The organism is Chloracidobacterium sp., from assembly GCA_016711345.1.
Classification (GTDB): domain Bacteria; phylum Acidobacteriota; class Blastocatellia; order Pyrinomonadales; family Pyrinomonadaceae; genus OLB17.
In genome coordinates this window covers 1,921,632-1,933,153 of record JADJTD010000001.1, presented here as the reverse complement: position 1 = coordinate 1,933,153, position 11,522 = coordinate 1,921,632, and the positions used below count along the sequence as shown (strand labels likewise).

The window sequence follows — 11,522 nt, the reverse complement described above, 5'->3', positions numbered from 1 at the left end:
CGAAAGTCGATAATGTTCTTGCTAATATCTGTCGCGGTATACAGTGCAAGTGCGTTTTTGTTTTTGCGTGCCGATACTATCCGACGAGCAACATTTGATGAATGGACCGGAGGTGGTTCTGCTAAATCCGATACTGGGAAAATAGTATTTGGCATATATTCTACGTTTGATAGCCGTTGGTTTATAGAAGATCACCTTGCATTGGTTTGTTTTGTCGTTGCTACAACAGCATTGATATACGGCGTGTGGATGAGAAAAACAATATAGGATCCATCGTTATCACAACAGCCACGACAATTATTCGAACTAATTATCTCAAAATGTCGTAGAATTTTTAGCGATGCCGACTAAGTACGATACAAACCCGCTAGATCCAGACTTTCCGGAGAAGGTAAAAGCCGCTGCTGAGGCGGAAGTAGCTACTAGTGTGCTCGACAAACACGGAGTTCAGACAAGGCAATTTGCCGAGCCGAGCGAAGATCAAACACGCAAATTTACGCAGACAAATACGTCCGGTTATGCACCGCCTTACACCGGCCAGTATGTTCCGGCGAATTACGGTCCGGCTGGATTTGCCAATTTTGATCAATCGATCTCTCGAAAGGTTGACAAGGTCGGCTTGCCTGAAAACATTCTCACTGCGCTTCCGTACATTCCGTGGTATATCGGACTGATTGCCGGATTGGTGATACTCTTTTTAGTACCGAGAACAGAGACAAAAGTGCGGTTTCACGCTGCTCAAGGCCTTGCAGCACATATCGGCATATTGATCGTGACTTCGATCCTCGGAATCGTCGGCAATATTACCGGACTTGCTGAGGTTGGCAATTTGATCTTTCAGATATTAACGACCGTAATGTTGTTTATCTGGGCTTTTAGGGCATGGAAAGGCCGTCCCGTTCACATCGAATCCGTAGAATCTCTTACCAACTGGCTCGACGATAAGATCAGTCCGAAACAGCCTTAAGATTTGGTTCGCTTCGTATCCTAACAATTCCATTTATAACCAAAAAGATCGCGAGCCCGATCAGTGCCAGCGACATAATGCCGTTAATCAACTTGATGTCAAAACCCGACGACATCTGAAAATTGCCTATCACCATCGCGCCGAGTGCCCACAGCGTAATAACCAACACAAAAAGCATCGGCAGAAGCGTAAACGCGATTCGCTTTCTTGCTTTGTAAAGCCAAACCGTTATCGACAATAAGGTTAGTGCTGCAAGCAGTTGATTTGATGCGCCAAACAGCGACCAAAATTCAATATAGCTTCCTGGTTTTGCGAGAAAGATCAGAGCAAGTGGTAATGAAACGGTAACAAGGGTTCCTATCAAGGCGCCCAAATGTCCCGGTATGCCGAGCAGTTCCTGAACCAGATAACGACCAAGACGCATCGTCACATCAAGTGTGTCGAAGACAAAGGTTGAGAAAGCCATCGCTCCAAATGTAACGGCAAATTTCAGATTTTCTTTCCCAATAATAAGCGACAAAAAATTACCGATGCCGTTGCCGTAAATCTTTCCCGCAGGCAGATTCTTGCCGTCAGGACCGACAAGCGAATCTCCAAAAGCGATCATTACTGTGACTAGCGCTATAAACGCGACAAAGCCCTCGGCAAGCATCCCGCCATAGCCGATGGGACGAGTGTGTGATTCCTTGTCGATCTGTTTCGATGTAGTGCCCGAGCAAACCAGGCCGTGAAAACCGGAACACGCTCCGCACGCGATCGTCACGAAAAGAAACGGGAATAGCATTCCCGTCATCCCACCGACGTCGAAAGATTTGAACGCCGGTTGCTGAATCGTGTAACCGCCAAAAAATATACCTATCACGCCGACCGCGATCGCCGCATAGAGCACGAATCCGCCGAGATATCCGCGTGGCTGCAGCAACGCCCAGACTGGCAGCATCGATGCAACAACGCAGTAAAGCATTATCAAAATCGCCCACGTTTGGTGGCTGAATATCAACACATGCGAGAACTGAGTGCCCAGATAAGAGAGAGCAAATGTTGCTGGGACAAAAATAATTGTCGCAAGCCAAAGCGGCGGTTTGAGAAAGCGTTCGGTGAGGCCAAGGACTATCGAAAGGCCAAGGTAGAGTACGCTTGCCATCGCAACTGCTCCGCCGGGATTAAAACTCGTTTCGCCAAGGAGCGATTCGTCACCCGAGACGAATGTTCCTGCCGTAATGTCGGTGAAAGCGACTGCTACATAAACAAGTGCGATCCAAATAAAGACCATCAACGCCCGTCCCGCAGCACCGCCCAATCGTTCGCGTGTGATCTCGGCAATGCTTTGTGCTCCATGGCGAACCGACGATGCAAGCGCACTAAAATCGTGCACCGCACCTATCAGCACCACGCCAAGAGCTATCCAAAGCAGGCATGGCAGCCAGCCGAACGTAAGACACGCTATTATCGGCCCTGCTATTGGCCCCGCTGCCGCGATCGCCGAAAAATGCTGTCCGAAAAGATAGAATGGCTGCGTCGGCACATAATCTTCGCCGTCATTTACAGCATTGGCCGGTGTGGTGCGGTTGTCATCCAGATTGAACTGTCGCACCACCCATCGCCCGTAAGCAAAATAGCCAAATACGAGCCAGACGATCACCGCAATGGCAATTATCGTAAGCATATAGATCTAAATTTCCGTTCTGAAAATAGCTGTTAAATAATAACCGATAACCGTTTACGATGCTCGATTTTTTAGACTGAATCCTCGACAATATTTTTATGACAAATAATCTTTCGCTCCAGCAAGAATATTCGCCTTCGAGCATATGTTTCGGTTGCGGACCTGCTAACGATAAAGGCCTGCACATAAATAGTTTCCCAGATGGCGACGAAGTGGTTGCAACGTGGCATGCCGAGCCGCACCATCAGGCATTTCCGGGCATGTTGAACGGCGGTATTATCGGAGCTTTGCTTGATTGTCATTCAAATTGGGCTGCAACATATTTTTTGATGAAACGTGATGGCAAAGATAAACCCGACTGCACGGTGACGGCAGAGTTTCATGTGAAACTGCTGCGTCCAACTCCGGTTGATGACCCGATCACGCTAAAGGCGCGTGTTGTTGATTCAAGTGAGGACAGAGCGACCGTAGAGGCAGAATTGATCGCCGGAGGAAAAGTTTGCGATACATGCCGAGGTGTTTTCGTCGCCGTCAAAGAAGGCCATCCTGCTTATCATCGTTGGTAAGACATTCTTTGGATTTGTGACATTCATGTCATTCGTTGGCAATGATCTTCTGGAGTTGGCGTTCGAACTCTTCGTTCAATCCAAGCTTTTCTAGCCACGCATTTTGCTCCGCCATTAAGCGAGGCAGATGCACAACATCCGAAAGAGCATAATCAACAAGTTCGTCCGTCCAGATGCCGTTCCAATTGCGGCTGAATTTTGCACGATGCGATTTGTCTAGATCGACAGCAAAATAGCGGTATAGTGTTTCGGCGAGCGACGCCGATTGGTTGGCTCCTCGCGTGAGGACCTTTTCAGCGATCATCGTGTCATATATATTTTCAACCGCGTATCCGTTCTCACCTAAAAAATCTATATCAAATTTAGCGTTGTGAAATATCTTTCGGATCGAATTATCGACGAGGATTTCGGCAAGCCGTCCTAGCGGCACACCTTCGCTGACCGGCACTAGAACATTGTATTCACCGTCGGAAAATTGGACGGAATAGAGCTTTCCGTGCCGTGCGCTCAAGCCTGATGTTTCCGTATCGCAGCCCAACTGCTCGGCCAAAGAAAGCTTCTCAAAAGCATGATCGATCTCTGCCTTAGTGCGTGCGACTAGAACATCCATGCTCTAAATTGTAGATTAATACGGTAAACTAGAAAACCGCATCTGACTTATGCTTGAAATACTCACTGAAATCGAAGCCCGCATCTTAGGCTCACTTGTCGAAAAGCAATTGACGACGCCGGAATATTATCCGCTGACGCTAAACGCGCTTGTTAACGCTTGTAATCAAAAGAACAATCGTGATCCTGTGGTTTCATATGATGAGAGTGCTGTAAACAACACGATCGAGAATTTACGCGACCGAAATCTCGTGTATGTTTTTTACGGCAGCACTAGTCGCGTGCCGAAATACAAACATATGCTGCCGAGTGTTTATGAGCTAGACGAACCGGCGACTGCGATCATTTCGGAATTGCTGCTGCGTGGGCCGCAGACGCTTGGCGAACTTCGCGGACACTGCGAAAGGCTCTATTCATTTTCTAGCCTTGGTGAGGTTCAAGAATCGCTTGACGGCCTTATGCGGCGTGATGATCCTTATGTCGTCAGGCTTCCGGTTCAACCCGGAAGGAAAGAGGCTCGTTTCGCACATCTGCTTTCCGGCGAGATCGACATCGAGGCTTTGGCAACAGCGGCGCCAGCAACCCGCGCTGCACGCTCTAGCGTAGATGTGGAAAGGATTGAAAAACTTGAGGAAGAGGTGACAAATTTGAGGTCTGAGGTTGAGGCCATCAAGCAAACATTCGAGGAGTTCAAAAAACAATTTGAATAGTTACGATCTTATCTGGAGGAGGAAAAGTTATGACAGTGGAACAGCTTCGATATTTCTTCGGCTGGTGTGCAATGTTCAATTACGGCTTGCTGATATTTTGGTTTTTGTGCTGCATTTCGTTTCGTGGCCTGTTATTGGATCTGTGCCGCAGATTTTTTCAAATATCCGAGGAAACGTACGATAAGGGAATGTTTTACGGCATCATGTTCTATAAGCTGGGCATTATCATGTTGACTGTTATGCCGTATTTTACTTTACGAGTACTAAAATAAAAGGCTAGCGTTCGCTTATCCCGCCAATTTCTCAAATGCATCTCCCGCAAACTTGAAATGTGTCTCCTCATCGTTAGAAACCGCACCTAGCTTCTTATAAAATTCGATCGAAGGTGTATTCCAGTCCAGAACCTGAAAGTCGATCCGCTCAAATCCTTTTGAAGCCGCATCGCGTGCGATCTCTTTGAGCACTGCCTCTCCTATACCTTTTCCGCGATATTCCTTCTTCACATAAATATCGTCGAGATGAAAGCCGCGTTCGCCTCGAAAGCTCGAAAAGTTTGGATAGTAAAGTGCATAGCCAATCGCCGCTTCATCATCAAAAGCGATCAATCCTTTGACGACAGGATCTGCTCCAAACATTGCAGTATGCAGACGCTCTTCGGTTACGGTGCAATACGAGATCAGATCTTCATACGCCGCAAGTTCGCGCAGTAGTTCTAAAACAGTCGGCAGGTCTTCCGGGCATATTTTTCTGATCACGATAGCTCCTTAAAGATAAAGCCAGGTCTCGATCTGCTCAAGAACCTGGCTCTCGTATTTTATCGTTCGTTATTGGGTCAATTCTTTTTCTTCGGCGTCGAAGGCACTTTTTGGGGAGCCATTTTTTGTGTTTTGAGGTAATCCACAGTTTGCTTAATGCTTTCCTTTAGTTCCTTCACCGCCAGTGTATCTGTGGGTGAAACGGGAGACATTTCGGTGTATTTCTGCATGTAATTGAGCCCTTCCTGTTCCATCTCCTTGTTTGTCGGCTCGGTTAACGAAGCCAGTCCAAAAAGTGAAAGTCCCAGTTGACCTGTTGCCTCAGCGTGGTCCGGTTTGGCGGTAAGGACCTGGCGGTATGCTTGTACTGCTTTTTCAAAATCACCAGTCCTCAACATTATATTTCCGAGCACCATTTGGGCTTCGAGTTTTTTTCCAAGGTCGGGTTCCAAAGCGATGTATTCGGTGACAATTGCGCTAGCTTCGGCGGTTTTTGTCACATCAACACCTGTCACCGCCTTCAAACGGTGAATTTCTGTAGCGACCGTATAGAGGCTTAACCTTACAGTTTCCCTTCGTTTTGACAAAACTGTATCAGTTGTCGGTGCAGCGGTCTTAAGCAAGGCGATCGCTCGCTGAAATCCCTCCAGGCCCTCATCATAAGACTTATTTGCTTCATCCCATTTCGCCCTTCTGAGATCCCTGTCTGCGGTGGCTGTGCCTTCTTTGTAAATAAGATGGCCCTTTCCTTTTAATGCCTCTATTTTGCCGTTGAGCATTATCGGCGTGCTGTCGACATAATCCGGAACAGCTTCGATGCCTTCGCTGAATTTCGAGATCGCCAGATCGAAGTTAGGCGGGTCTGCTTTTAGAGCGGTGTAGCCTTCCTTATTAGCTCTGGTTGCGATCGCGTCGGCATTTTTGGTCTTTTCGTTCTTAGCGTTGATCTCCTCGTTTTTCTTCGCAAGTTCTGCCTGAGCCTTTCTTTCCTCCTCGCTAATTTCAGAACCGGCATCGCCCGGTTTAGAAGCTGCTGCACCCTGTCGAGCTTCGGCCTCGGTAAATTTTCTTCCATCGCCGGGATACATAGTTATAACCAGCTTTTCCTGGCCTGCTTTCACAGAAAACAGTATCGGCTCACAATTGGGAGCGCTTATGGAAAGTACATACTCCGCTCCGTATGGCACACCTATAAAACGGAATTCGCCATTTTTCTGGGTCTTGGAAGACGGAAAACGGCCTTTCATGTCCGTGCGATAGACATCGATCGCGGCCGACGAGACTGGTTCGGTCGTTTTGTCTGCTTTTTGCAGAACAACGGTTCCACTGAGCTCCGTAGTTTGCGAGTATGCGCTCATTTGAGCGGTTAACGCGATCGCCGCAGCGAGAACTAGATATAAATACGATTTTCGAAACATTGAATCCTCCGATGTTGTTCAGCAGAAACCTGCGTCCTGTAAGATGCCGGACCGCTGCAAAAGTTTGTCCTTTTCCGAATATTCTAACTCAATTCAGTTCGAAAAAGCATCTGTCTCTATGGTATCTTATCCCTTCGATAAGAAAAACCATTTGCCAAAAAACAGATGACTCAGAAAGTTTACAATTTTAGTGCCGGTCCGGCTGTGATGCCGGTTACGGTTTTGGAAAAGGCACAGAGCGAGATACTTTCGCTCAGCGGCATCGGAATGAGCGTAATGGAGATCAGCCACCGCTCAAAGGCATTTGCTCCTATTCTGGCTGCAGCAGAAAGCGGCCTGCGTGAACTGCTTAATGTTCCCGACAATTACAAGATCTTGTTCTTACAAGGCGGTGCAACTCAGCAGTTCTCGATGATACCGATGAACTTTCTCGGTAAAGACGAGACTGCCGACTATGTCATCACCGGTGCTTGGGGTAAAAAGGCCCTGAAAGAAGCTAAACGCTGCGGCAATGCTGTAACGATCTTTTCGACAGCTGACGAAGGTTTCAAATCCGTGCCGGAACAGGCCGAGCTGAACTTTAGTCCTGGTGCAAAGTACGTTCATTACACGTCGAACGAGACGATCGAAGGTGTCGAGTTCAAATACGAGCTTGAAGGCAGCGGTATTCCGGTCGTATGCGATGCGTCGTCAAATATTCTGTCTAAACCGCTCGACATCGAAAAATATGCATTGATCTACGCCGGTGCTCAAAAGAACATCGGCCCGAGCGGCGTGACCGTTGTCATCATCCGCGATGACCTGTTGGCTGCTGTTCCCGAAAATCAGCATTCTATCCTCGATTACCGCCTGATCGCTGAAAACGATTCGATGCTGAATACGCCGAACACTTGGGGCATATATCTCATCAGCCTCGTTTGCGAATGGCTCAAAGGCCAAGGCGGTTTGTCGGCTATGGAAACAAAGAACGAAGAGAAAGCTGCGATCCTTTACGATGCTATCGATGCGAGCGACGGTTATTACACCGGACACGCCGATCTATCTGCTCGTTCGTTGATGAACGTCACATTCCGCCTTCCATCCGAAGATCTCGAAAAGCAATTCTGCTCAGAAGCTACTGCTCTCGGCCTTGACGGTCTAAAAGGCCATCGTTCGGTTGGCGGTATCAGAGCGTCGATCTACAACGCCTTTCCTAAAGCAGGTGTCGAGGCTCTCGTCGATTTCATGCATGAATTTACCCGTAAGAACGGTTAGGCTTGGAACATTTAATACAGACGACGAATAGTTCCAAGTGTTACACCTGTTCCAGCTAAGCAAAAGCAGCAACAGGCACTGAGCGTTTCGATGCAACAGTTGAACGGTTACGTTTTATGTTATCAATCCCGCGGAGAGTGGTTGCGGTAAGATAGCTTTCACCACAGTGTGGACAGGAAACGACTGGGACATTTTCGATTACAAGCAATTCGCTCCCGCTGCCGTAACTGCGGCTAACTTGGATTATCCTTGCTCCTCTCTTTCTGCACTTATCGCAATTCATTGAATACTTTTAATAATTGTGTTTCCTCTGAGTCTGAAACCGTTCTTAAGTCGATCATCACTTTGTCGTCAACGATCCGAGCGATGACCGGAGGATCGGCTTTTCTTAATAGTTGTTCCAGCCTCTGCGGTTTCAGCTTCCGATGTGACAGAGCGATAAGGGTTGTATGCAGTTCTGCGTTTGGAGCTGCTCCGCCTCCAACGGCAGACACTCCGTCTAAAATCTCAAATTTCAGATCTGAAATTCCGTTGAGTTTTTCTTCGAGTTGTTTTGCAAACCGCTCGACACGCTTTGCGATCTCGTCTTTGCTCATCGAGAGCATTTTCAGGACGGGAACTTCGTCTAAAACAGCTTCACGGCGATAGGCATCGAGCGTCGCTTCGAGGGCGGCATATGCCAATTTATCCACTCTCAAAGCCCTATAGAGCGGATGCTTTCTTAAACGAGCGATAAGCTCACTCTTACCTGCAATAATTCCCGACTGCGGCCCGCCGAGCAGCTTGTCTCCGCTGAAAGTGACTATGTCGGCACCGTCTGCAATGGAACGGGCAACAACAGGTTCGTCGCCTAGCCCAAATTCGCTCATATCTACCAAAGCACCCGAACCGATGTCCTCGTAAAGCAAAATTCCCTTACTGTGTGCAAGCTCGGCAAGCTCGCCCACGTTAGGCATCGCCGTAAAACCAACGATCCTGTAGTTCGACGGATGCACACGCAATATCAACCGCGTTTTGGCGTTTATTGCTTCTTGGTAATCGGCGATCTTGGTGCGGTTGGTGGTTCCGACTTCGTGCAGCTTTGCTCGTGATTGCTTCAAAACATCAGGCACTCTAAAGTCGCCGCCGATCTCAACAAGCTCGCCGCGTGAGATGACGACCTCGCCGCCCGAGGCGAATGCCGTCAGCACAAAGAACGCCGCTGCCGCACAGTTGTTGACGATCAAAACATCCTCGGCACCGGTCAATTCCGCAAGCAAACTCTCCGCTCGACGCCCACGGCGGCCTCGCTTTCCGGTTTGGATGTCATATTCGAGAGTGCAATAGCCCGAAGCATCGGTAACAGCCCGACGAGCATTTTCCGACAAAGGTGCACGTCCAAGATTTGTGTGTATGACGACGCCTGTCGCGTTAATTACTCTACTAACGCCGCTCAAACGTTCCGTCTGCCATTCGCTTGCCAAACGCTGTTCCGACAACGCCAAGAGGCTGTCTTTTGTATCTTCTTTACCCGAAGGTTTGCCGATCTCGAGCCTTATCTGTTCTATCACACCGCGACAAAGTGTCGCCGCATGGCGTTCGCCCGCAGATCCCGCGATGTCCTGAGCAATAGACGACCGAAGCAGCTCATCAACCGACGGCAGATTTCGCATTATCGAATTGGTCTCTTTGACCGAAGAAGGCATACGAAATATCTTACCGAAAAAAATCACCACAGAGAACACAGAGAGCACAGAGTCAATCTACCGATCGTTTTTCAAAATGGTAATTTCGGTAAAATCGTTCAGTTCCATCTAAAAATCTCTGTGTCCTCTGTGGTGATAAATCCGATCAATTTGCCAGGCGTTTTATGCCATCGCGCAAGAGCTTTACATTGAAATTGATCAACAATCCGATCTTCTTTTGGCTAAGCTTCAAATACGAAATGATTTAAGCCTCATGAATTGGGTGAATACGTTCAACGGATTTAAGTTCGACGATGATCTCGTTTTCGACCAAAAGATCAATTCGGTATCCGGCATCGAGCTTTATAGAATCGTACACGACAGGCACCGCAACCTGTGTTTCTACCCGAAGACCTCGTTTTTGGAGTTCATATACTAAACAGACTTCGTAGGTGCTTTCGAGCAGCCCAGGCCCTAGAGCCTTATGAACTTCAATGGCTCCACCAATGATCTTTTCGGTTATCTCGTTCAGTTCCATCTAAAAATCTCTGTGTCCTCTGTGGTGATAATTCCGATTTTAACCCAAAATTCACCACAGAGAACACAGAGATCACAGATATCAATTTACCAGTCGTTTTATGCCATCGCGTAAGAGCTTTACATTGATCTCGTTAAGTTCCATCTAAAGATCTCTGTGTGCTCTGTGTCCTCTGTGGTGATAATTCCGATTTTAACCGAAAAGTGCACAAAAACGTGGAAACAGCCTTCCGTTAGAGCTTTATTTAAAAAGGGTGAATTCTCATCCGTCATAGTCGGCAAATCTCGTAAAATGGCGATCATCGGAAACAAATTATACAGAGGTATCCAATCCAAGCAGGAAGAAGCGGCTGAACTCGACCAACAGCTTACCCGTCTTGAGGACGACATTCGCAAGCTGAAGATAGATTTTGACATCTATTTTAACGGATCACATAACGTCAATGGATTAAGTAAGCGTCCGCCGCTCGAAGCTCGTGCCCGCCTCGAATCACGCATCAAACGCATCGCCGACGACCGCACTCTGACATACGCTCAACGCTACTACTTCAACACGCTCGTCTCACGCTTCACCTCATACCGCGAACTCTGGCGGCGAACCCTAAAAGCCAAAGGCGAAGAGATCGTCTAATAAAACTTCAAAAGCCCGTACGTAAGTAAGGGTGGTACACTCAAAACCGAATGTACCGCCCTCACTCTGCATTTAGGTTACGCTGCTAACCGAAGCTGCTCGATGGGTTTTAGGCCGAGTTTTTTTGCTATGGCGAAGATGAATCCTTCGGCACCTAGTATGAATTCGTCAGCCAAGTAATCGACGATGTTTTCAAGGCTTTCGTGTACATCGGGGCGTTCGTTGGTTCGCTTGAACTCTTCCATTTTTTCGCTTTCGTTGGCGACGGTCGCCACCGCAAAGCCTTTTTGCTCGGTGGTGAACATCGGGAACAGATCCATCTTGAGAGTCTCAAGCGAAAAGTCGCGTTCCTTGCTCACCAGTCGAAACGGCCCGTTAAGAGCAACTTCGAGAAACACCTCTGGCGGCCTGTAATTGAATGCCGCATCGAGCATGTCCTCGAAATTGGCCATAAACGCCTTCCCTTTATATCGCCCCGCAATTCTCTCGATCTCAACAAAAGCCTCAAACAACAATCCGCTCGTGATATAGACCGTTTCGTGAAGTTTGTCGATGCGTTTCTCGTCGATAGAAAATGACGCGAGTTGATAATGAGCACCATTGACCCGAGCATACCTGATCGCATTAAAAAGACTCGCTATCTTGATAAGGTCAAAATACTCCTCATTGCTCTCCATCTCCGCCAACTTCTTTGTGCTTGCTGTGTAATTTAGTGTTCTGTGTATGTAGTGATCCATATGTTTTT

14 protein-coding genes and 1 pseudogene are annotated in these 11,522 nt (G+C 47.8%); 7 read left to right on the top strand and 8 right to left on the bottom strand.

Translation table 11 applies throughout. The features are described 5' to 3' along the window. Positions 1–12 precede the first annotated feature (12 nt). Positions 13–267: a hypothetical protein gene (locus IPL32_08110; protein MBK8465779.1), complete on the top strand. Its 255-nt coding sequence runs from the start codon at positions 13–15 to the stop codon at positions 265–267. Between the two features lie 73 nt (positions 268–340). Next, complete coding sequence (locus IPL32_08105) at positions 341–967, top strand: hypothetical protein (protein ID MBK8465778.1); 627 nt, start codon at positions 341–343, stop codon at positions 965–967. Here IPL32_08105 and IPL32_08100 read toward each other — a convergent pair. Continuing rightward, a complete protein-coding gene (locus IPL32_08100) occupies positions 948–2,633 on the bottom strand; it encodes a carbon starvation protein A (GenBank protein ID MBK8465777.1) in 1,686 nt (561 codons plus the stop codon). The genes IPL32_08105 and IPL32_08100 overlap by 20 nt on opposite strands. Before the next feature lie 98 nt (positions 2,634–2,731). Between IPL32_08100 and IPL32_08095 the strand changes: the two genes are divergently transcribed. Then, on the top strand, positions 2,732–3,199 hold the full coding sequence (locus IPL32_08095) for a PaaI family thioesterase (protein MBK8465776.1): 468 nt from the start codon (positions 2,732–2,734) through the stop codon (positions 3,197–3,199). Between the two features lie 28 nt (positions 3,200–3,227). On the opposite strand, the gene IPL32_08090 is transcribed toward IPL32_08095, so the two are convergent. Next, positions 3,228–3,809, bottom strand: a complete 582-nt coding sequence (locus IPL32_08090) for a hypothetical protein (GenBank protein MBK8465775.1) — start codon at positions 3,807–3,809, stop codon at positions 3,228–3,230. A 49-nt stretch (positions 3,810–3,858) separates the two neighbouring features. Here IPL32_08090 and IPL32_08085 point away from each other — a divergent pair, with 49 nt between their 5' ends. Together IPL32_08085 and IPL32_08080 are read left to right on the top strand one after the other, a co-directional pair. Further along, positions 3,859–4,518 (top strand): YceH family protein, encoded by a 660-nt coding sequence (locus tag IPL32_08085; protein ID MBK8465774.1) that lies wholly within the window; start codon positions 3,859–3,861, stop codon positions 4,516–4,518. Between the two features lie 29 nt (positions 4,519–4,547). Beyond that, positions 4,548–4,790, top strand: coding sequence for a hypothetical protein (locus IPL32_08080; protein MBK8465773.1), 243 nt, complete (start codon positions 4,548–4,550; stop codon positions 4,788–4,790). Positions 4,791–4,805: 15 nt separating this feature from the next. On the opposite strand, the gene IPL32_08075 is transcribed toward IPL32_08080, so the two are convergent. Further along, on the bottom strand, positions 4,806–5,273 hold the full coding sequence (locus tag IPL32_08075; protein ID MBK8465772.1) for a GNAT family N-acetyltransferase: 468 nt from the start codon (positions 5,271–5,273) through the stop codon (positions 4,806–4,808). A gap of 77 nt (positions 5,274–5,350) precedes the next feature. Further along, positions 5,351–6,691, bottom strand: a complete 1,341-nt coding sequence (locus tag IPL32_08070; GenBank protein MBK8465771.1) for a tetratricopeptide repeat protein — start codon at positions 6,689–6,691, stop codon at positions 5,351–5,353. Between the two features lie 165 nt (positions 6,692–6,856). Between IPL32_08070 and serC the strand changes: the two genes are divergently transcribed. Then, entirely contained in the window at positions 6,857–7,945 is a 1,089-nt protein-coding gene (gene serC, locus IPL32_08065; GenBank protein MBK8465770.1) for a 3-phosphoserine/phosphohydroxythreonine transaminase, read from the top strand. A 55-nt stretch (positions 7,946–8,000) separates the two neighbouring features. On the opposite strand, the gene IPL32_08060 is transcribed toward serC, so the two are convergent. The 3 genes and pseudogenes from IPL32_08060 to IPL32_08050 all read right to left on the bottom strand — a co-directional run bounded on the left by IPL32_08060 (position 8,001) and on the right by IPL32_08050 (position 10,147). After that, positions 8,001–8,228 (bottom strand): type II toxin-antitoxin system MqsA family antitoxin, encoded by a 228-nt coding sequence (locus IPL32_08060; GenBank protein ID MBK8465769.1) that lies wholly within the window; start codon positions 8,226–8,228, stop codon positions 8,001–8,003. Next, entirely contained in the window at positions 8,215–9,630 is a 1,416-nt protein-coding gene (locus IPL32_08055) for an L-seryl-tRNA(Sec) selenium transferase (GenBank protein ID MBK8465768.1), read from the bottom strand. The genes IPL32_08060 and IPL32_08055 overlap by 14 nt, the downstream gene beginning before the upstream one ends. A gap of 145 nt (positions 9,631–9,775) precedes the next feature. Then, a pseudogene (locus IPL32_08050) lies at positions 9,776–10,147 on the bottom strand (GxxExxY protein). Positions 10,148–10,438: 291 nt separating this feature from the next. Between IPL32_08050 and IPL32_08045 the strand changes: the two are divergent. Next, a complete protein-coding gene (locus IPL32_08045) occupies positions 10,439–10,777 on the top strand; it encodes a hypothetical protein (protein MBK8465767.1) in 339 nt (112 codons plus the stop codon). Between the two features lie 77 nt (positions 10,778–10,854). Here the strand turns inward: IPL32_08045 and IPL32_08040 are convergent, their stop codons facing one another. Further along, positions 10,855–11,514: a hypothetical protein gene (locus tag IPL32_08040; protein MBK8465766.1), complete on the bottom strand. Its 660-nt coding sequence runs from the start codon at positions 11,512–11,514 to the stop codon at positions 10,855–10,857. Positions 11,515–11,522 lie beyond the last annotated feature (8 nt).